Origin of the sequence: Streptomyces caniferus, from assembly GCF_009811555.1 — a bacterium.
GTDB lineage: Bacteria > Actinomycetota > Actinomycetes > Streptomycetales > Streptomycetaceae > Streptomyces > Streptomyces caniferus.
In genome coordinates this window covers 1,854,241-1,872,461 of sequence record NZ_BLIN01000005.1, presented here as the reverse complement: position 1 = coordinate 1,872,461, position 18,221 = coordinate 1,854,241, and the positions used below count along the sequence as shown (strand labels likewise).

The window sequence follows — 18,221 nt, the reverse complement described above, 5'->3', positions numbered from 1 at the left end:
TGCAGCGACCGCAGTGACCCCGCAGTCGAGCAAACGGAGCAGGACGTTGTCCCGTCAGGTGTTCTTCTACGACGCGCCGGACCGCTTCGTGGCCGGTACGGTCGGGCTGCCTGGCCGCCGTAGCTTCTACCTCCAGGCCACTGCCTCCGGCCGCACCACCAGCGTGGCCCTGGAGAAGACCCAGGTCGCGGCGCTCGCCGAGCGGATCGACGAGCTGCTGGACGAGGTCGTGCGGCGCAGCGGCGGCAATGCCCCGGTGCCCGCGGTCTCGCCCGCCGAGCTGGCCGACGCCGCGCCCCTGGAGACGCCCGTCGAGGAAGAGTTCCGGGTCGGCACGATGGCGCTCGCCTGGGACGGCGAGGACGAGCGGATGATCGTCGAGGCCCAGGCCCTGGTCGAGCTGGACGCGGACAGCGACGAGGACCTCGCCGACGCCGAGGAGCGGCTGCTCCAGGACGACGAGAACGGCCCGCCGATGCTGCGGGTCCGCCTCACCGGAACCATGGCCAGGGCCTTCGCCAAGCGGGCGCTCGAAGTGGTCAACGCCGGCCGCCCGCCGTGCCCGCTGTGCAGCCTGCCGCTCGACCCGGAGGGACACGTATGCCCGCGCCAGAACGGATACCGGCGGGACGCCTGAGCGCCATGCCCGCCGAACCGGCCGAGACGGCCGCGCCGCTGCCCGCTCCCGTCGGCCCCCAGGACCCGCCGCCGGCCGCGCCGGAGCCCGCCGGGGCCCGGCCGGACGCCCTTCTCGCCGACGGTGAGCTGACCGTCCGCGGGCGCATCCAGGAGGCCTCCAACGCCGTGCTCTACTGCACGGTCGCCCAGGACGGCCACAGCGCCTCCTGTGTCTACAAGCCGGTGGCCGGCGAGCGCCCGCTGTGGGACTTCCCCGACGGCACGCTCGCCCAGCGCGAGGTCGCCGCGTACGAGATCTCCCGTGCCTGCGGCTGGGACCTCGTTCCCCCGACGGTCCTGCGCGACGGCCCGTACGGCACCGGCATGGTCCAGGAGTGGATCGATCCGCCGGAGAACAGCGACGAGGTCCCCGAGCTGCTGGCGCTGGTGGAGGACGAGGAGCCGGGGCCCGGCTGGAAGGCGGTCGGCTTCGCGGAGACCGGCGAGGGCCGCACCGCGCTGCTGGTGCACGCCGACCATCCGCGGCTGCGGCGGCTCGCCGTGCTCGACGCCGTGATCAACAACGGTGACCGCAAGGGCGGCCATCTGCTGCCCGGCGCCGACGGGGAGTTCTTCGCCATCGACCACGGCGTGACGTTCCATGCCGAGGACAAGCTGCGCACGCTGCTGTGGGGATGGGCGGGGGAGCCGCTGACCGACGAGGCGCTGGAGGTGCTGCGGGGCCTTCAGCGGGCGCTGGAGGGCGCCGGGCCGCTCGCCGCCCGACTGGCCGAACTGATCACGGATGACGAGATCGCGGCGCTGCGGGCGCGGGTGGCCGGGCTGCTGCGCAGCGGACGGCACCCGGAGCCGAGCGGCGAATGGCCCGCCATCCCCTGGCCGCCGGTCTGATCCCCGGCGTCGGCCCGGCGGGGAACACCGGATGTGCCTTGCATGTTCGGCAACCGAACACAAGACCGCCTTTCCGGCCAGACCTCCGGTCCGGTTCGTATGCGGAACATGCATCCGGTTAGGCTCATGGCATGCATGCATGGCCCGCTTCTGAGGTCCCCGCCCTGCCCGGTCAGGGCCGCGACCTGAGGATCCACGACACCGCGACCGGCGGACGGGTGACCCTCGACCCCGGTCCCGTCGCCCGTATCTACGTCTGCGGCATCACGCCCTACGACGCCACCCACATGGGGCACGCGGCGACCTACAACGCGTTCGACCTGGTTCAGCGCGTGTGGCTCGACACGAAGCGCCAAGTGCACTACGTGCAGAACGTCACCGATGTCGACGACCCGCTGCTGGAGCGGGCCGTGGCCACCGGCGACGACTGGACGGCACTCGCCGAGCGCGAGACCGCCCTCTTCCGCGAGGACATGACGGCCCTGCGGATGCTGCCGCCGCGCCACTACATAGGCGCCGTCGAGTCGATACCCGGCATCGTCCCGCTGGTGGAGCGGCTGCGCGACGCCGGCGCCGCCTACGAGCTGGACGGCGACACCTACTTCTCCGTCGCGTCCGACGCGCACTTCGGTGCGGTCTCCGGGCTGGACGCCGAGGCGATGCGGCTGCTGTCCGCCGAGCGCGGCGGCGACCCGGAGCGCGAGGGCAAGAAGAACCCGCTCGACCCGATGCTGTGGATGGCGGCCCGCGACGGCGAGCCGAGCTGGGACGGCGGCTCGCTGGGCCGCGGCCGGCCCGGCTGGCACATCGAGTGCGTCGCCATCGCCCTGGACCACCTCGGCATGGGCTTCGACGTCCAGGGCGGCGGCTCCGACCTGGCCTTCCCGCACCACGAGATGGGCGCCTCGCACGCCCAGGCGCTCACCGGCGAGTACCCGTTCGCCAAGGCGTATGTGCACGCCGGGATGGTGGCCCTGAACGGCGAGAAGATGTCCAAGTCCAAGGGCAACCTCGTCTTCGTCTCCGCGGAGCGGCGCAACGGCACCGACCCGGCCGCGATCCGTCTGGCGCTGCTCGCGCACCACTACCGCGCCGACTGGGAGTGGACCGACGCGGTGCTGGAGGAGGCCGTCGAGCGGCTGGCGCGCTGGCGTGCCGCGGTCTCCCGTCCCGACGGCCCGTCCGCCGACGCCCTCCTGGAGGAGATCCGTACGGCGCTGGCCGACGACCTGGACTCCCCGGCCGCCCTCGCGGCCGTGGACCGCTGGGCCGCGGCCCAGGAGGCCGACGGCGGCACCGAGGAGGGCGCGCCCGGCCTCGTCTCCCGCGCGGTCGACGCGCTGCTCGGCGTGGCCCTGTAAGCACCCGCCGTATCCGTCCTCAGGGGCGCCTCTGCCGAACGGCGGGGGCGCCCCTCTTGCCGTGTCCCACCCGGTGCGGCGGCCCGCTGCCGCGCAGAAATCCAGCAACCCGGCCCGAGAGTCCATGGAGGCGCGGCGCGGCGGCGGACTAGAGCTGCGGGCATGAGGAAACCAACAGGACTGCGGGCGGCGGTCGTTGCCGTGCTGCTCGGGATCGCGGCGGCCGTCGCGGGGCCGGTGGGCGGCGTACGGGCCGACGCTCCCGCTCACGCACAGACCGTCGGCGACATCACCGGCTTCGCCGCGGACGGGCCCGTCTACCACCTGCACGCCGGCCGGGCCGAGGCACGCGTCAGCTTCGTGACGGACCGGACCTTCCGCGTCGAACTCGCCCCGGACGGCACCTTCTCCGATCCCACCGGCAAGGACATCGTGCTGCCCCAGGGCGCACCGCCCGCCACCCACTGGCGGGACGCCGGCGACGCCTACGAACTCCGCACCTCGCAGGTCACCCTGAAGGCCTTCAAGGCGCCGCTGCGCTTCGAACTGCGGCGGGCCGACGGCTCGTTGGTGTGGTCCGAGGCGAAAGGGCTGAGCTGGGACGACAAGACCACCACCCAGACCCTGGCGCGCGGCGGCGACGAGCAGTTCTACGGCGCCGGTATGCAGAACGGGCGCGGCAACACCTCGCACCGCGGCCACACCGTCGAGGTCGGCGTCGACTACCACTGGGATGACGGCGGACACCCCAACTCCGTCCCGTTCTACCTCTCCTCCGCGGGGTACGGCGTCTTCCGCAATACGTACGCGCCCAACACCTACGCCTTCGGGCAGCCGGTGACGACCAGGGCCGAGGAGCGGCGGTTCGACGCCTACTACTTCGCCGGGCCGAGCGCCAAGGACGTCATCGGCCAGTACACCTCGCTGACCGGCAAGCCCTTCCTGCCGCCGCTGTACGGCCTGGAGATCGGGGATTCGGACTGCTACCTGCACAACGCGAACCGGGGGGAGCGGCACACCCTGGACTCCCTGAAGGTCGCCGACGGATACACCGAGCACGACCTGCCCAACGGCTGGATGCTGGTCAACGACGGCTACGGCTGCGGCTACGAGAACCTCGCCGGGACCTCGAAGGGCCTCGGCGAGCGGAAGATGAAGCTCGGACTGTGGACCGAGGACGGCATCGGCAAGCTCGCCGACCAGGTCAAGGCGGGCCAGCGGATCGCCAAACTGGACGTCGCCTGGGTCGGCGACGGCTACAAGTTCGCGCTGGACGGCTGCAAGGACGCCTACCGGGGCATCGAGGACAACAGCGATGCCCGGGGCTTCACCTGGGCCCCCGAGAGCTGGTCGGGCGCCCAGCGCTGCGGGGTCCAGTGGTCCGGTGACCAGAGCGGCAGCTGGGACTACATCCGCTGGCAGATACCGACCTACGCGGGTGCGACGCTCTCCGGACTCGCCTACACGACCGGCGACGTGGACGGCATCTTCGGCGGCAGCCCCCGGACCTACGTCCGCGACCTGGAGTGGAAGTCCTTCCTCCCGGCGATGATGACGATGGACGGCTGGGCGCCCACCGACAAGCAGCCCTATCGCCACGGCGAGCCCTACACCTCCATCAGCCGGACGTACCTGAAGCTGAAGGAATCGCTGCTGCCGTACATGTACTCCTACGCGGCGGAGGCCACCCGGACCGGCATCGGACCGGTGCGCCCGCTGTCGCTGGAATACCCCGACGACCCGAAGGCCGCGACCGACGCCGCCAAGTACGAGTTCCTGACCGGCCGGGACTTCCTCGTCGCGCCCGTCCACCAGGACAGCGACACCCGTGACGGCATCTATCTCCCCCGGGGCACCTGGGTCGACTACTGGTCCGGACGCACCTACCAGGGGCCGGTCACGGTGGACGGCTACAGCGCACCGCTGGACACCCTGCCGCTGTTCGTCAGGGCCGGTGCCGCCGTGCCCATGTGGCCCGGCATCAGGTCCTACCAGGACCGGACGGCGCACTCGCCGCTCGCCTGGGACGTCTACCCGCAGGGCCGTTCCTCGTTCACCCTCTACGAGGACGACGGGGTGACCCGTGCGCACCGGGACGGCCACAGCGCCACCCAGCGGGTGCGGGTGGCGGCCCCGCGCTCCGGCGGCGGCGACGTACGGATCGACGTCGGCGCCTCCCGGGGCTCGTTCCGCGGCAAGCAGACGGCCCGGCCCTACCGTTTCACCGTGCACACCGGGGACGCCCCGCGCGGGGTCGCACTGGACGGCCGGCCGCTGAAGCGGCTGCCGTCCGCGGCCGCCTACGAGGCCGCGGACGAGGGCTGGTTCCACGACCCCGCAGACCGTGCGGGCGTCGTCCGGATCAAGACCGCCACCCGCCCCACCGACCGTGCGTTCGGCCTGGTGCTGAAGGGCGCGAGCGCGGTCGGCGGCCGGACGCCGGGTGCGACGGTCGCGGTGACCACACCGGGCGGCCAGGAGGTGACCAAGGGCGCGCCGACGACCGTACGGACGGCGCTCACCGCGGGCACCCGTACGGCACATCAGGTCTCGGTGGCGCTGTCCGCGCCCCGGGGCTGGAAGGTCTCGGCGCCGGTGCGCCATGCGCGGATCCCGGCCGGCGCCACACGGCGCGACGCGCTGACGCTCACCGCGCCCCGGGACGCCAGGAGCGCGGACCCGGTCACCGTCACCGCGACCGTCCGCTACCGCTCGGCCGGTGCGCCGCGCACGGCGGTGCACCGCTTCCAGGTGCGGCCGGTACCGCCGGCGCCCGCCGAGGACACCTGGGCGAGCGATCTGGAGTGGCTGAGCGAGACCAATGGCTACGGGCCGGCCGAACGCGACCGCAGCAACGGCGAGTCGGGGGCGGCGGACGGCCATCCGCTGACCCTCGCCGGGAAGACGTACGCCAAGGGCCTGGGGACGCACGCCGACTCCGGCCTGGAGTTCTACACCGGCGGGCGCTGCTCGTCCTTCACCGCGGACGCCGGGATCGACGACGAGATCGCCGACTACGGGGAGGTCGCCTTCTCGGTGGAGGCGGACGGCAAGGTGCTGTGGACCTCACCGAAGCTGACCGGCACGTCGGCGCCGGTGGCGGTGGACGTGCCGCTCGGCGGGGCCCGGCACGTACGGCTCAGGGTGACCGATACGGACGGCAAGAAGTCCGGTGATCACGGCGACTGGGCGGGGGCACGCTTCCACTGCTCGGGCTGAGCGCCAGGGGGTGTCGTTCGGACGACACCCCCTAACCCGCCCGGCAGGCGGGGCAGCGCACGGGCGCCGGTCCGGCTCGACGGCCGGTCCGGCGCCCGTGGTGTGCCGTGGCGCTCAGCTTCCGGAGTCCTCCGGGCCGTCCTCCGGCTGCGCGGGGTCGGCGGAGTCCGTGTCTCCCGAGGGGCCGGGGGTCTCCGTGGAGCCCTTGTCCCTGCCCGCGTCCTTCGGCCCCGTACCCGTGTCGTCGCCGGGCTTGGGCTCCCGCGGCTCCTTGGACACCGGGCGGGGCGGGCGGGTGCGGCCGCTGGTGGAGTCGCGGAGGTAGGAGCTGTCGCGGCCGTCGGCGAGCCCGCCCTCGGTCGCCACGCCGGGGCCGGCCTGCGGGTCGCGGCGGCGCAGATAGCGCTCGAACTCGCGGGCGATGGCCTCGCCGGACGCCTCCGGCAGGTCCGCGGTGTCGCGCGCTTCCTCCAGCGACTGGACGTACTCGGCGACCTCGCTGTCCTCCGCCGCCAGCTGGTCGACCCCCAGCTGCCAGGCGCGCGCGTCCTCGCTCAGCTCACCGAGCGGGATCCGGACGTCGAGGAGGTCCTCCAGGCGGTTGAGCAGCGCGAGGCTGGCCTTGGGGTTGGGCGGCTGGGAGACGTAGTGCGGAACCGCGGCCCACAGGCTCACCGCCGGGACGCCGGCATGGGTGCACGCCTCCTGGAGGATGCCGACGATGCCCGTCGGGCCCTCGTAGCGGGACTCCTCCAGATCCAGGCGGCTCGCGAGGTCGGCGTCGGAGGTGACCCCGCTGACCGGCACCGGGCGGGTGTGCGGGGTGTCGCCGAGCAGCGAGCCCAGGACCACCAGCATCTCCACGCCCAACTCATGGGCGAAGCCGAGGATTTCGTTGCAGAACGAGCGCCAGCGCATGCTGGGCTCGATACCGCGGACCAGGACGAGATCGCGGGTCCGCCCCTTGCCGTTCGTGTCGCCGATGCGGACGACGGAGAGCCGGGTCGTCGGCCAGGTGATCTTGCGTACGCCGCCGTCCAGGAAGACGGTGGGGCGGTTCACCTGGAAGTCGTAATAGTCCTCCGCGTCCAGCGCGGCGAAGACCTCGCCCTTCCATTCCCGGTCCAGATGCGCGACCGCGGCGGAGGCGGCGTCGCCGGCGTCGTTCCAGCCTTCGAACGCGGCCACCATGACCGGGTCGATCAGCTCGGGCACCCCCTCGAGCTCGATCACCCAGCGCCTCCTTCCGACCGGTCCGGCCGCCTGGGGCGGCCGCCGGCTGCAGTTCCATTGCGTGCGTTCCCAAGACTACGGCGTCCGAGGTGCCGGTCCGCAGCCCCTTTGCACGAAGGGGTCGCTATTCATCCGATCTGTATCGAGCGTTGTTCGGTCAACTTCCGTACGGGGTCTGGACGATGCCTGACGCGCGGGTCTATACATCGGATGACCGGGAAAGGTCCGATGTTCTTCCGCAACATCTCAGGGGGCATGCCCATGGCCGCGGCCGACACCGTCACCGCGCTCGAGGTCCACGACGTCCGGTTCCCCACCTCGGAGCAGCTCGACGGCTCGGACGCCATGAACCCGGACCCCGACTACTCCGCCGCCTACGTCGTGCTGCACACCGACGGCGGACCGCGGGGCCACGGCCTCTGCTTCACGATCGGGCGCGGCAACGATGTCATGGCCGCCGCGATCCGGTCCCTCGCCCCGTACCTCGTCGGCCGCCCCGTGCCCACCGCCGCCGCCGGTCTCGCCGCCCTGCACCACGACCTCACCCACGACTCCCAGCTGCGCTGGCTCGGCCCCGAGAAAGGCGTGATGCAGATGGCGGCCGGCGCCGTGATCAACGCCGCCTGGGACCTCGCCGCCGCCCGCGCCGGCCTGCCGGTCTGGGAGTTCCTCGCCGCGCTGACGCCGGAGGAGCTGGTCTCGCTCGTCGACTTCCGCTACCTCTCCGACGCCCTGACCCCCGACGAGGCGCTGGCGATCCTGCGCGCCGCGGTACCCGGCCGGGCCGAGCGCACCGCCCGCCTCAAAGCCGAGGGCTACCCCGCGTACACCACCTCGCCCGGCTGGCTCGGCTACGACGACGACAAACTGGTGCGGCTGGCGAAGGAAGCGGTGGCCGACGGCTTCGGCCAGATCAAGCTGAAGGTCGGGGCCGACCTCGACGACGACACGCGGCGGATGCGGCTGGCGAGGGACGCGGTCGGGCCCGGCATACGGATCGCCGTCGACGCCAACCAGCGCTGGGACGTGGCCGAGGCGGTCCGCTGGATGACCGCGCTCGCCCCGTACGCCCCGCACTGGATCGAGGAACCCACCAGCCCGGACGACGTCCTGGGACACGCCGCGGTGCGCACCGGCCAGCCCGTGAAGGTCGCCACCGGCGAGCACGTCGCCAACCGCGTGGTCTTCAAACAGCTGCTGCAGGCCGGCGCCGTCGACTTCGTCCAGATCGACGCGGCGCGGGTGGCCGGCGTCAACGAGAACCTCGCGATCCTCCTGCTGGCCGCGAAGTACGGCGTACCGGTGTGCCCGCACGCGGGCGGGGTCGGACTGTGCGAACTGGTGCAGCACCTGGCGATGTTCGACTACGTGGCGGTGTCCGGGAGCCGCGAGGACCGGGTGATCGAGTACGTCGACCATCTGCACGACCACTTCAGCGATCCGGTCGTCGTCGAGCGCGGCCGCTACCGCGCCCCCACCGCACCCGGCTTCTCGGCCCGGATGAAGCCCGCGTCGGTCGCCGCCCACCGCTTCCCCGACGGGCCGGTGTGGCGCGCCCGCCGGCCCCCGCACCACCGGCACGGCGAACAGGAGGTCCCCGTATGAGCCACGGACCGCGACACGGCCGGCCGCCGGCCGACTTCGAGGGGATGGCCGCGCTCGTCACCGGCGGCGGCTCCGGCATCGGGGCGGCCACCGCCGCCCTGCTGCTGGCGCGCGGCGCCAGGGTCGCCGTCCTGGACCGGGACCCCTCCGGCGCGCCCGCCGGGACGATCCCGGTCCGGGCCGATGTCACCGACGACGCCGCGGTGCGCGCCGCCGTCGACGAGGCGGTGGGGGAGCTGGGCGCCCTGCACACCCTCGTCGGCAACGCCGGCATCGGCGCCGTCGGCACGGTCGAGGACAACGATGACGCGGAGTGGGGCCGGGTCTGGGACGTGAACGTGGTGGGCCTGGTGCGCACCGCGCGCGCCGCGCTCCCGGCGCTGCGCCGCGCCGCCGCCAAAGCCCCGGGCCGGGTCTCCATCACCCACACCTGTTCCATCGCCGCCACCGCCGGCCTGCCGCAGCGCGCCCTCTACAGCGCCAGCAAGGGCGCGGTCCTCTCGCTGACCCTCGCGATGGCCGCCGATCACCTGGGCGAGGGCATCCGCGTCAACTGCGTCAACCCCGGCACCGCCGACACCCCGTGGGTCGGCAGGCTGCTGGACCGGGCCGACGACCCGGCCGCCGAACGCGCCGCCCTCGAAGCCCGCCAGCCGTTGGGCCGGATGGTCACCGCGGACGAAGTGGCCGCCGCCATCGCCTCCCTGGCGTCCCCGGCCGCCTCCGGCATCACCGGCACGGCGCTCGCCGTGGACGGGGGCATGCAGGGGCTGCGGCCGCGGCCCGCCACCTGACCGGCCACCGCCCCTGCCGCGCCCCGCACCCCAGCCGCCCACCACGACCGAGGGACCACCCATGAGACTGCGTACGACCGGCGCGGCGGCCTGTGCCGCGGTGCTCGCCACCGCCGCGCTCGCCGGCTGCAACCGCGGCAGCGACGCCGCGGGCGGCAGGATCGGCATCGACATGCCCCGTACGGACACCGACTTCTGGAACTCCTACCAGCAGTACCTCGAAAAGGACCTGGACCACGGCGGACCGGCCGCGCTGCCGCTGTCCAACTCGCAGAACGACATCGCCAAGGTCGTCTCGAACGTGCAGGCGCTCACCGACCAGGGCGCCAAGGCGATCGTCATGGCACCGCAGGACACCGGTGCCATCACCGCCGCGCTGCAGCGCCTGGCGGAGAAGAAGATCCCGGTGGTGAGCGTCGACACCCGCCCCGACGAGGGCAAGGTCTACATGGTCGTACGCGCCGACAACCGGGCCTACGGCGAGAAGTCCTGCGAGTACCTCGGGCGGCAACTGGGCGGCAAGGGCCGGGTCGCCGAGCTCCAGGGCGACCTCAGCTCGATCAACGGGCGGGACCGCTCCGAGGCGTTCGCGGCGTGCATGAAGAAGAAGTTCCCGAAGATCACCGTGCATGAGCTGGCCACCGACTGGAAGGGCGAGGTCGCCTCCGCCAAGCTGCAGAGCCTGCTCGCCCAGCACCCGGATCTCCACGGCATCTACCTGCAGGCCGGCGGCGCCTTCCTGCAGCCGACGCTCGCCCTCCTGGAACAGAAGAAGCTGCTGCGGCCGGCCGGCTCCGACGGGCACATCACCATCATCTCCAACGACGGCATCCCGGACGAACTGGACGCGATCCGCGCCGGCACCATCGACGCCACCCTCTCCCAGCCCGCCGACCTGTACGCCAAGTACGCGCTGTACTACGCCAGGGCCGGTCTGGAGGGCAAGACCTTCAGGCCGGGGCCCACCGGTCACGGCTCGACCATCGTGAAGATCAAGAACGGACTGGAGGACCAGCTGCCGGCGCCCCTGGTCACCAAGGACACCGTCGACGACAAGAAACTGTGGGCCAACCAGCTCGAGAAGAAGAAGTAGCCGTGGGAACGGCCGAGGACACGGCGGCGGTGCACGCCGAGGGAATCGTCAAACGCTACGGTCCCACCGTCGCGCTCGACGGCGCCCGGCTGACCGTACGGCCCGGGGAGGCGCACGCCCTCGTCGGCCGCAACGGCGCCGGCAAGTCCACCCTGGTGTCCGTGCTGACCGGCATGGCCCGCCCGGACGCCGGCCGGGTCACCTTCGGCGGCGCGCCCGCGCCCGGCTGGGGCGACACCGCCGCCTGGCAGCGCATGGTCGCCTGCGTCCACCAGAAGTCGATGACCGTGCCGGAGCTGACCGTCGCGGAGAACCTCTTCCTGGGCCGCTTGCCGGGCGGACGCACCATCCGCTGGCGGGCGCTGCGCGAGCGGGCCCGCGAGCTGCTCGCCGGGTACGGCGTCGAGGTCGACCCGGCCGCCCGGATCAAGGAACTCGGCGTCGAGCAGCGGCAGTTCGTGGAGATCGCCCGCGCGCTGTCGTTCGGTGCCCGGCTGATCATCCTCGACGAGCCCACCGCCCGGCTGGACGCCGGCGGCATCGACCGGCTCTTCGGCAGACTGCGCGAACTGCGCGCCCAGGGGGTGGCCTTCCTGTTCATCTCGCACCACCTCCAGGAGGTCCACGAGCTGTGCGACACCGTCACCGTCTTCCGCGACGCCCGCCATGTGCTGACCGCGCCCGTCCCGGGGCTGGCCGAGGACGCGCTGGTGGCGGCGATGACGGGCGAGGCGGCGGGCCCGGCGCGGCAGCGGCCGAGGGGCGCGCGCCCGGCGGGGGAGCCGGTGCTGCGCACCCGGGGGCTCACCGCCGACGGGTACTTCGCGCCGCTCGACCTGACCGTACGGGCCGGGGAGGTGGTGGGGCTCGCGGGCGCCACGGCCAGCGGCACCACCGCGATCGGGGAGACCCTGGTGGGGCTGCGCGCCCCCGACGGCGGCCGGATCACGGTGCGCGGGCGGCCGGTGCGTACGGGCAGTGTGCCGCACGCCCTCGCCGCGGGCATCGGCTACGTCCCCGAGGACCGGCACCGCGAAGGGCTCGTCCCGGGGCGCAGCGTCGCCGAGAACGCCACGCTCACCGTCGCCGACCAGCTCGGGCCGATGGGCACCGTACTGCCCGCCCGGACCCGCGCGTTCGCCCGGCGGATGATCTCGGCACTGGACATCCGGACCACCGGGCCGGACCAGCCGGTGTCCGGGCTCTCCGGCGGCAACCAGCAGAAGGTCGTGATCGCCCGCGCGCTGGCCCGCGAGCCCGCCGTGCTGGTCGCCGTCCGGCCCACCAACGGCGTCGACGTCAAGTCCAAGGACGCGCTGCTGGGCGTCGTACGGGAGGTCGCGGACGGCGGCAGCGGCGCCCTGATCGTCTCCGACGAGCTGGACGACCTGCGGGTCTGCGACCGGGTGCTGGCGGTCTTCCACGGGCGCGTCACCGCGGAATTCGCTGCCGGCTGGCACGACCACGAACTCGTCGCCGCGATGGAGGGCCTGGCGGCCGCCGCCGGCGAGGAGGCAGCGCCCGGCCCGGCCGGCGGCGGCCGCGAACCCGCCCCGCACACCCGGACCGCGCAAGGAACGGAAGGGACCGCGCCATGACCGAGACCGTATCGCCGCCGGCCACCGAGGCGGTCCACGGCCCGCCGCGCCGTCGGCCACGGGTCGGCCCGGCCCGCTGGCGGGACTTCTCCCTGGTGCCGGTGATCTTCGTGCTGGGCGTCATCGGCTTCATCGTGTCGCCCGCGTTCCTCACCCGGGACAACCTCGTCGGCGTCGTCCAGCAGTCCACGGAGCTGGGCCTGCTGGTGCTCGGCGAGGCACTCGTCCTCATCAGCGGACGGATGGACCTGTCGCTGGAGTCCACCATCGGCCTGGCCCCGGTGATCGCGCTGTGGCTGGTGATGCCCGCACACGGCGCCCGCTTCGCCGGGCTGGAGCTCCTCCCCTCCTGGACGGCGATCCCGCTCTGCCTGGCCGTGGGCGCGGCGATCGGCGCCGCCAACGGCTTCCTCATCCTCACCCTGCGGGTCAACGGCTTCATCGCCACCCTCGGCATGCTCACCATGCTCCGCGGCCTCCAGGTGGGTCTCTCGGAGGGCCGGTCCATCGGCGATGTCCCGGAGTCCTTCGCCTACTTGGGCAAGGCCGACTGGCTGGGCATCCCGGCCGCCGTCTGGATCTGCCTCGCCCTCTTCGCCCTCGGCGGCGCGGCCCTCGGCTACCTCCGGCACGGGCGGGCGCTCTACGCCGTCGGCGGCAACCCGGAGGCGGCCCGCGCGGCCGGCATCCGGGTGGACCGCCTCACCTGGATCGTGCTGGCCGTCGGCGGACTGCTCGCCGCCTTCGCGGGGATCCTCTACACCGGCCACTACGGCGCGGTCTCCGCGAGCCAGGGAAACGGCTGGATCTTCCAGGTCTTCGCCGCCGCGGTGATCGGAGGCATCGGCCTCAAGGGCGGCCGGGGCACCCTCTTCGGCGCGCTCACCGGCGTCCTCACGCTCCAGCTCGTCATCAATGTGATGACACTGGGCGGCGTGCCACCGCTGTGGACCCAGTTCCTCAACGGCATGATCATCATCGTCGCGCTGGTCATCTCCCGGTTCACCAGCGGCGAGAAGCAGGATTGAGGCCCGCCGTGCACCGTCCCCCGTACGGACCGAGGGAGCTGGGGCGCAGCGGCGTCAGCGTCCCGCCCCTGGGCCTGGGCTGCGCCCCGCTCGGCAACCTCTACCGCGCCGTCCCCGAGGAGCAGGCGCAGCGCGTCGTCCACAGCGCCCTCGCCACCGGCGCCGGCTACTTCGACACCGCCCCGCACTACGGCGTCGGCCTGTCCGAGGAACGCCTCGGCCGGGCGCTGCGCGGCCGCGACCGCGCCGCCTACACCCTCTCCACCAAGGTCGGCCGCCGGCTGCGGCCGCTGGCGCCGGGGGAGCGGGCCGACGGCGAGGGCTTCGTCGGCACCCCCGCCCGCGCCCGGGTGCGGGACCTCACCCGTGACGGCATCCGCGCCACGCTGGACGCGTCCCTGGAGCGGCTCGGGGTGGACGCCGTCGACATCGTCTACCTCCACGACGTCGAGGACCACCTGCGCGAGGTGTACGAGACCGGCTTCCCGGCCCTCGCCGAGCTGCGCGCACAGCACCTGGTGCGCGCCATCGGCTTCGGCATGAACCACAGCCGTCCGCTGGCCCGCCTGGTCGCCGACCTAGACGTGGACGTGGTGCTCTGCGCCGGCCGCTGGACCCTGCTGGAGCGCACCGCCTTCGACGATCTGCTGCCGGAGTGCGAGCGCCGCGGCACCTCCGTGGTCGTCGGCGGCGTCTACAACTCCGGCCTGCTGGCCGACCCGTCGCCCGGCGCGCCCTACGACTACGCACCCGCGCCGCCCGCCGTCCTCGACCGGGCGCGTCGACTTGCCGCCGTCTGCGCCGAGTTCGAAGTCCCCCTCAAGGCCGCCGCGCTCCGCTTCCCCTTCGGGCACCGGGCCGTGGCCTCCGCCGTCGTCGGCGCCGCCCGTCCCGAGGAGATGGCCGAGAACGCCGCCCTGTTCACCCGTCACATCCCGGACGGACTGTGGCATACGCTCGTCGCCCGCGGCCTGCTCGACCCCGATCTGCCGCTGCCCCTGCAGGACTGAGCCGGAGCGCGCCCCTGATGCGTATCGACGCCCATCACCATCTGTGGGACCTCAGCCGGCGCGAACAGCCCTGGATGGACGGGCCGTGGGCCGATCCGATCCGCCGCAGCTATGCGCTGAGCGACCTCGCCCCGCATCTGACCGGCCACGGCATCGACGGCACCCTCGTCGTCCAGTCGTCGTCCTCGTACGAGGAGACCGCCGAACTGCTCACCCTCGCGGCGGGGGAGGGGCCCATCGCCGGTGTCGTCGGCTGGGCCGACCTCCGCGACCCGGCGCTCGCCGAGGTCCTCGCGGCGCTGCCCGCCGGGCTGGTGGGCGTCCGGCACCAGGTGCAGGACGAACCGGACCCCGACTGGCTCGTCCGGCCGGACGTGCTCCGGGGCCTGGGCACCCTGGCCGACGCCGGGCTGGTCTACGACCTGCTGGTCACCCCGCGCGAACTGCCCGCCGCCCGCACCGCCGTACGCGCCGTGCCCCACCTCGCATTCGTGCTGGACCACGCCGCCAAACCGGCGGTCGCCCGGGGGGACTGGCAGCCCTGGGCAAACGCCCTCACCGCGCTCGCCGGGCTGCCGAACGTCAGCTGCAAGCTGTCCGGGCTGGTCACCGAGGCCGACTGGGACGCCTGGCGGCCGCAGCAGATCCTGCCCTACGCCCGGCACGTCCTGAAGGCCTTCGGCCCCGGCCGGGTGATGTTCGGCTCCGACTGGCCGGTGTGCACGCTGGCCGCGGGCTACGAGGACGTCGTGGCGCTCGCGGAGGCGGCCACCGGCCATCTCGGCGAGACGGAACGGTCGGACGTCTTCGGGGGAACGGCCGGGCGGGTGTACGGCATCGGGACGCCGCCGGCACCGGAGCCGCCGGGCCCCTGACACGGCGTCCGGATTCCGCCAGCTCCGGATCCCGCCGCACCGGAGGATCGAGTCGTACCGCGGAGAACACCGGCAAGGCGGTGTCCCCCTGCGGAATCCAGCCGGCTCCGGACAACCGCGGGCGGCTGCGTACCACCGCCCACGGCTGCTCGTGCTGCCCGTGGCGGTGGACGGCTACGGACGACTCGAAGCGAAGGTGATGACGATGACGGCGACCGTGATGGCGGCGGCGACGGCGGCGACCGGCCCCCGGCCGCTCACCGGCAAGGTGGCCCTGGTGACCGGCGGCAGCCGGGGCATCGGCGAGGCGACGGCGCTGCGGCTGGCCGCCGACGGTGCGGCGGTGGCCCTGACCTACCGGAGCCGGAAGGACAAGGCCGAGCAGGTCGTCGAGGAGATCGAGCAGGCCGGCGGGCGGGCCCGGGCGGTACGGGCCGACAGCGGTGACGCGGAGGCGGTGCGGGCCTCGGTGGCCGGCACCGTCGCACACTTCGGGCGGCTGGACATCCTGGTGAACAACGCGGGCATCGGCGTGCTCGGCCCCTTCGAGGGGATCTCCCTCGACGATGTCGACCGGGTGCTGCGGACCAATGTCCGGGCCCCGTTCCTGGCGGCGCAGGCCGCGGCCGCTCATCTGGCCGAGGGCGGCCGGATCATCTCCATCGGCAGCTGTATGGCCGAGCGGGTCGCCTTCCCCGGCGGCACCCTCTACGCCACCAGCAAGGCCGCCCTCTCCGGCCTGACCCGCACCCTGGCCAAGGAGCTGGGGCCGCGCGGCATCACCGCCAACCTCATCACCCCGGGCCCCATCGACACCGAGATGAACCCGGCCGACGGCGAGAGCGCCCGGATGCAGGCCGGGCTCACCGCCCTGGGGTCGTACGGCCGGGCCTGGGACGTCGCGGCGACCGTGGCCCATCTCGCGGGCGAGGGCGGACGGTACATCACGGGCGCCTCGATCGCGGTGGACGGCGGCTTCGCGGCCTGACCGGGCGCGCGGCGGGTGGTCGCGCGCCTCACAGCGACGCGCGCAACCACTGCTCCACGCTGGCGATGTGCACCGTCGCCCACGCCCGAGCCGCCTCCGCGTCCCGGTCGCGCAGCGCGCCGAGGATCGCGCGGTGCTCGGTGAGCGTGCGGGCCACCGCGTCCTTCTGCGTCAGCCCCCGCCAGATCCTGGCCCGGGTGGTCGGCCCGGAGATCCCGTCCAGCAGCGAGCACAGCACGGAGTTGCCGGACGCCGCGACGATCCCGCGGTGGAACTCCAGATCGCAGGCGACCAGGTCCTCGACCGAGGGGCTCGGCCCCAGTGCGTCCAACTGGGCCTCCAGCGCGTCCAGTTCCGCCAGGCCCATCCGGCCGGCCGCCATCGCCGTGGCGGCCGGCTCCAGGATCCGGCGGACGGCGAGGAATTCCAGCACCGTGTCATCGCGGTGGAAGTCCACCACGAAGCTCATGGCCTCCAGCAGGAGTTGCGGATCGAGGCTGGTGACGTAGGTGCCGTCGCCCTGGCGCACATCCAGGATGCGGATGAGGGAGAGCGCGCGCACCGCCTCGCGCAGCGAGTTGCGGGACAGGCCGAGATCGGCTGCCAGCTCGCTCTCCTTCGGCAGCCGGTCGCCCGGCCGCAGCGCGCCGGAGACGATCATGCCCTTGATCTTCTCGATGGCCTCGTCGGTGACCGCCATGCCGACCTCCCCGCTCGGACCCGCCCGGATACCGCCCGCCGGATGCCGGGATAGACATCCGATGTCTGCGCTCATTATGACCCGCGACGCGCTCCCCATCCGCTCCCGTACGCGGCCCAGTCCTCCTGGGTGGCGGCGAAGTCGACGTACAGTGCCGTGCCGAACCGCCGGCGGCCCGGGTCCTCGCGGGTCAGCCCCAGACGGATGCCCCGCACCGCGGCCCGCACCGTCTCCGCCGAGGCGTGATGGCCGATGCTGTCGGTGTGGAAGAACGGCAGCCCCATCAGCAGATCGGTGTGCGGCCCCGTCGCCTCCAGCGCCAGCCGGGTCTGCTGCGCCACATAGCCGCCGTACAGGCTCTCGGCCGGCAGACCCGTGTCGTAGGACATCAGCGCGATCTGGTCGACCCGGCGCGCCACCTGCCCGAAGAAGCGCTGGGATATCCACTTGCGGTGGCCCGTCACCGCCCCGCTGACCGTGTGCAGTCCGGGCAGCGGGTCGATCTGGTGGACGGCCACGGACAGCAGCCCGCCACGGTCGTGGACCGCGGGCCCGAGCCGGTCCAGCAGCCGCAGATAGTCGGCGTTGTCCGAGTGCAGCGGCTCCAGATCCAGATGGACCCCGGCGAACCCGTCCGCCATCACCTGGCGGGCGCTCGCCACGATCGCCCGGCGGGCCGAGGCGTCCGACAGCCGCAGCCCGCCCCGCTCGCCCGCCTCGTACACCAGCCGGTCGCCCAGCCAGGCGTGCACCCGCACCGACGGCAGCGCACGGTGCAGCGCGGCGATCAGCCACCGCGCCCGCGGGTAGGCACGACGGGCCGGCGGCAGGGTGCCGTCGTGCTCCAACGGCCCGGCGTGCACATACAGATCGCGGATGCCCGTGCCCCCGATCCGGCGTCGCAGCGCCGCCACGTCCGACGCGTCCCGCCGCCCGTCGACCCAGGCGTGGCCGAGCCAGAGCGCGTCCCGCCCGCGGGTCGTGGTCTGCGGGGACGCCGCCCCCGCGTACTGGGCGCGCAGCGCCGTACCGGCCAGTGCCACCGGCAGCACGATCAGCAGGGCGACCCCCCAGGCCGTCCACTTTCCCGCACGCCGCCATCGCTGTCGCGCCATCGTCATCCCCCCGTTGCCGCATCCCCCGTTGATGCGTCTCGGTCCACATCATCGCAGCCGCCACTGACAGTC

The 18,221-nt window shown here is 73.5% G+C and carries 15 protein-coding genes; 12 read left to right on the top strand and 3 right to left on the bottom strand.

Annotated elements, in window-relative coordinates:
- Nucleotides 1-46 precede the first annotated feature (46 nt).
- The 4 genes from Scani_RS24875 to Scani_RS24860 all read left to right on the top strand — a co-directional run bounded on the left by Scani_RS24875 (nucleotide 47) and on the right by Scani_RS24860 (nucleotide 6,110).
- Nucleotides 47-637, top strand: coding sequence for a DUF3090 domain-containing protein (locus Scani_RS24875; protein ID WP_159480024.1), 591 nt, complete (start codon nucleotides 47-49; stop codon nucleotides 635-637).
- Complete coding sequence (locus Scani_RS24870) at nucleotides 601-1,530, top strand: SCO1664 family protein (protein WP_174872749.1); 930 nt, start codon at nucleotides 601-603, stop codon at nucleotides 1,528-1,530. Before Scani_RS24875 ends, Scani_RS24870 begins: the two co-directional genes overlap by 37 nt.
- Nucleotides 1,531-1,661: 131 nt before the next feature.
- Entirely contained in the window at nucleotides 1,662-2,891 is a 1,230-nt protein-coding gene (gene mshC / locus Scani_RS24865) for a cysteine--1-D-myo-inosityl 2-amino-2-deoxy-alpha-D-glucopyranoside ligase (RefSeq protein WP_159480022.1), read from the top strand.
- Between the two features lie 162 nt (nucleotides 2,892-3,053).
- On the top strand, nucleotides 3,054-6,110 hold the full coding sequence (locus Scani_RS24860) for an NPCBM/NEW2 domain-containing protein (RefSeq protein WP_159480020.1): 3,057 nt from the start codon (nucleotides 3,054-3,056) through the stop codon (nucleotides 6,108-6,110).
- Between the two features lie 114 nt (nucleotides 6,111-6,224).
- On the opposite strand, the gene Scani_RS24855 is transcribed toward Scani_RS24860, so the two are convergent.
- Entirely contained in the window at nucleotides 6,225-7,343 is a 1,119-nt protein-coding gene (locus Scani_RS24855) for a PAC2 family protein (protein ID WP_159480018.1), read from the bottom strand.
- A 261-nt stretch (nucleotides 7,344-7,604) separates the two neighbouring features.
- Here Scani_RS24855 and Scani_RS24850 point away from each other — a divergent pair, with 261 nt between their 5' ends.
- The 8 genes from Scani_RS24850 (at nucleotide 7,605) to Scani_RS24815 (ending at nucleotide 16,334) form a co-directional block, all read left to right on the top strand.
- A complete protein-coding gene (locus Scani_RS24850) occupies nucleotides 7,605-8,948 on the top strand; it encodes an enolase C-terminal domain-like protein (RefSeq protein ID WP_159482355.1) in 1,344 nt (447 codons plus the stop codon).
- Nucleotides 8,945-9,742, top strand: coding sequence for an SDR family NAD(P)-dependent oxidoreductase (locus Scani_RS24845; protein ID WP_159480016.1), 798 nt, complete (start codon nucleotides 8,945-8,947; stop codon nucleotides 9,740-9,742). Before Scani_RS24850 ends, Scani_RS24845 begins: the two co-directional genes overlap by 4 nt.
- Nucleotides 9,743-9,803: 61 nt before the next feature.
- Nucleotides 9,804-10,835: a sugar ABC transporter substrate-binding protein gene (locus tag Scani_RS24840; RefSeq protein WP_159480014.1), complete on the top strand. Its 1,032-nt coding sequence runs from the start codon at nucleotides 9,804-9,806 to the stop codon at nucleotides 10,833-10,835.
- A 2-nt stretch (nucleotides 10,836-10,837) separates the two neighbouring features.
- Nucleotides 10,838-12,433: a sugar ABC transporter ATP-binding protein gene (locus Scani_RS24835; protein ID WP_159480012.1), complete on the top strand. Its 1,596-nt coding sequence runs from the start codon at nucleotides 10,838-10,840 to the stop codon at nucleotides 12,431-12,433.
- A complete protein-coding gene (locus Scani_RS24830; RefSeq protein ID WP_159480010.1) occupies nucleotides 12,430-13,461 on the top strand; it encodes an ABC transporter permease in 1,032 nt (343 codons plus the stop codon). Before Scani_RS24835 ends, Scani_RS24830 begins: the two co-directional genes overlap by 4 nt.
- A 38-nt stretch (nucleotides 13,462-13,499) precedes the next feature.
- Nucleotides 13,500-14,471, top strand: coding sequence for an aldo/keto reductase (locus tag Scani_RS24825; protein WP_159482354.1), 972 nt, complete (start codon nucleotides 13,500-13,502; stop codon nucleotides 14,469-14,471).
- Nucleotides 14,472-14,488: 17 nt separating this feature from the next.
- Entirely contained in the window at nucleotides 14,489-15,346 is an 858-nt protein-coding gene (locus tag Scani_RS24820) for an amidohydrolase family protein (protein ID WP_159480008.1), read from the top strand.
- A 199-nt stretch (nucleotides 15,347-15,545) separates the two neighbouring features.
- Nucleotides 15,546-16,334 (top strand): SDR family oxidoreductase, encoded by a 789-nt coding sequence (locus Scani_RS24815; RefSeq protein ID WP_159482353.1) that lies wholly within the window; start codon nucleotides 15,546-15,548, stop codon nucleotides 16,332-16,334.
- 28 nt (nucleotides 16,335-16,362) lie between these two features.
- Here Scani_RS24815 and Scani_RS24810 read toward each other — a convergent pair whose 3' ends face one another.
- On the bottom strand, nucleotides 16,363-17,034 hold the full coding sequence (locus tag Scani_RS24810; protein WP_159480006.1) for a FadR/GntR family transcriptional regulator: 672 nt from the start codon (nucleotides 17,032-17,034) through the stop codon (nucleotides 16,363-16,365).
- Between the two features lie 74 nt (nucleotides 17,035-17,108).
- A complete protein-coding gene (locus tag Scani_RS24805; protein ID WP_159480004.1) occupies nucleotides 17,109-18,149 on the bottom strand; it encodes a glycoside hydrolase family 18 protein in 1,041 nt (346 codons plus the stop codon).
- Between the last annotated feature and the right edge of the window lie 72 nt (nucleotides 18,150-18,221).